Source organism: Synechococcus sp. R8-2 (genome assembly GCF_047461715.1).
Taxonomy (GTDB): Bacteria; Cyanobacteriota; Cyanobacteriia; order Thermostichales; family Thermostichaceae; genus Thermostichus.
In genome coordinates this window covers 1-2,160 of sequence record NZ_JANSHQ010000279.1, presented here as the reverse complement: position 1 = coordinate 2,160, position 2,160 = coordinate 1, and the positions used below count along the sequence as shown (strand labels likewise).

Below are 2,160 nucleotides of genomic sequence, written 5' to 3'. Positions count from 1 at the left end.
TGTGGGGATCCCTCTCCATGCTCAATGGGCCGAAGCAGAATTGAGCAGCAGAGGGGCAAAAAGGCCATCCGGCTTGAGCAGGTAACGCCGCAGGTTCATCCGCCGCTCCAGCAGGCAAGCGTGGCCGCTCTGGGGCGAGATTTCTACCTGCGCCTGGGGCAGCCGTTCCGCCAGCCAGCCCACCTCCTGCACCGAGGGCAACAGGCGATCCCGCCCCCCCGCCACCAGCAAAGTTGGCAGGGTCATCGACTCCAGGGGCAGCTTCTCCACAGCAAAGGATCCCAGCAAAGCCAAGCGCCGAGCAGCTACTGTGGGTTCAACACTGTGAACTGCCTGGCGCAGCCGCTCCTGATCGAGCGGCTCCATTTGGCTGAGCTCCGCCAAAACCCCCAACCCCCGCTCCGACAACTGGTGATAGAGCGCCGGCGGCAAAAAGGGCAGGAGAACATGCCCTGCCCACCACCAGGGCCTACGTCGCAGCGACGAGGCTGGATTGACCAAAATGAGGCCGCGGCACCGTTCCGGCCATTGGGCGGCCACCAACAAGGCCAGGCAGGCCCCAAAGGATTCTCCACACAAGTACGCCCCCGCTTCTAGCTGGGATCCCACCCAATCGGCCAGGGTTTCCCAGCTATCCCCCGCTTCCGGGTGGTTCAAACTCAGGGGGCGAATGCGAAACTCCCGCTGCAGAGCCTGCGCCTGCCGGTAAAACAACGTACCTGTGCCATCCATACCGGGCAAATACAGCAGCAGGGGCCGCTCCTGACCGACCGCTCCCGTTGCCGGGCTGACCAAGCTAGAGGCAGATGCTACCGGCTCGCCACTCAACTTTCTCATCTCTCTGCCAATCCCAATCGCACCTGTTCTCGGGCCGCTGCAGTTAGCTCTTGAATGACCTGCATTCGCTCGCGTCGGGATCCCTGGCGCTGCTTCCTGCCCACCCAAAGGGGGGATCCCACCCTGAGCACCACCCGCCGATACAACACCACCGGATGTCCCCCTTCCTGTTGAAATCGGGGTTCAGTGGGGTCAAACCAGCGGAAAAAAGCCATAGGAATATCTACTCCCCGCCATTCTTCCTGCGCCCACACCGCCACCGGCAGAATCGGCAAGGGATCCACCGCTGCCGCCAGCGCCAGGTGGGCAAAACCTGGCTGAAACCGCCCCACCTCCCCAGGCGAGGTCTCACGGGTGATCTGCTCCGCCCCTTCTGGGAAGATCCCCACACCCACCCCCGCTGCCAAACTGGCCTGCGCCTGGCGAAAAAAATGGATTTGCTGCCGGGATCCCTGCTTGAGGGGAATGCAGTCCAAAGCCAGGGCGATTTCCCGCAGCAGCGGCACCTGAGCCAGGTAGTAATGGCAGGCAAAGCGAATCGGTCGGTCCAACCCCGCGATCAGCACCGGCGCATCCAGAAAACTGCGGTGATTGCTCACCACCACCAGCGGGCCGGCGGGAACGTGCTCCTTGCCCTCCACCCACACTTCCGTCTGGAAAAGGGTGAGCAACAACTGGGCCAGAGTCCTGGGGTCTGGAGGCCAAGAGAGAGCAGAATTGGCTGAGAACGCTGCGAAGGATCCCATCAATAGTCCACCCCGCGCCGCAGATCGGCCCCCTGCTCGGCATAGTGCTTGTGGCTCACCATTTCCGAGTGGACAGAGGCCAGCTCAAAGTAAGGTAAGGGGGCATGGCAGCGCCCCGTGATGATGATCTCCGTGTCCCGCGGCTTGCGCAGCAAAGCCTGGACAATCGGCTCCACGTCCAACAGCTCCAGATCCACTGTCGGGTTCAGCTCATCCAGGATGATGGTTTTGTACAGGCCAGAAGCGATGGCCGCCCGCGCCAACTCCCAGCCCCGCTCCGCTTCTACATAGTCGATTTCCTGTTGTTTGCCCCGCCAGACAATGGCATCCCGACCGCAGCGCTGGTGATCCACCAAATCGGGGTAGCTTTCCCGCAGGGCCCGAATGGCTGCATCCTCGGTGTAGCCCGTTCCCCCCTTCAGCCATTGCATGATCAGTACACGATGGGAGAGATCCTTACTGATGCCGCGCCCAATGGCTTGCAGAGCCCGCCCCAGAGCGCTGGTGGATTTTCCCTTGCCGTTGCCGGTGTAGATCTCGATGCCGCTGCAAGGGGGTTGGCCGTTTTGGGGATCCG

General features: G+C 62.4%; 3 protein-coding genes. All 3 read right to left on the bottom strand.

What is annotated here, in order from left to right:
* Window positions 1–21 precede the first annotated feature (21 nt).
* Entirely contained in the window at window positions 22–837 is an 816-nt protein-coding gene (locus NW819_RS07330; protein ID WP_414413353.1) for an alpha/beta fold hydrolase, read from the bottom strand.
* The gene (locus tag NW819_RS07325; RefSeq protein WP_414413352.1) at window positions 834–1,583 is read right to left on the bottom strand and encodes a lysophospholipid acyltransferase family protein; all 750 of its coding nucleotides are present in this window, start codon (window positions 1,581–1,583) and stop codon (window positions 834–836) included. Before NW819_RS07325 ends, NW819_RS07330 begins: the two co-directional genes overlap by 4 nt.
* On the bottom strand, window positions 1,583–2,160 hold a 578-nt coding region (locus NW819_RS07320; protein WP_414413351.1), incomplete at its 5' end, for a cob(I)yrinic acid a,c-diamide adenosyltransferase. The genes NW819_RS07325 and NW819_RS07320, both read right to left, overlap by 1 nt.

Coding starts and splice junctions, on each gene's coding strand:
- NW819_RS07330 (WP_414413353.1), bottom strand. CDS start 837: ATGAGAAAGTTGAGTGGCGAGCCGGTAGCATCTGCCTCTAGCTTGGTC.
- NW819_RS07325 (WP_414413352.1), bottom strand. CDS start 1,583: ATGGGATCCTTCGCAGCGTTCTCAGCCAATTCTGCTCTCTCTTGGCCT.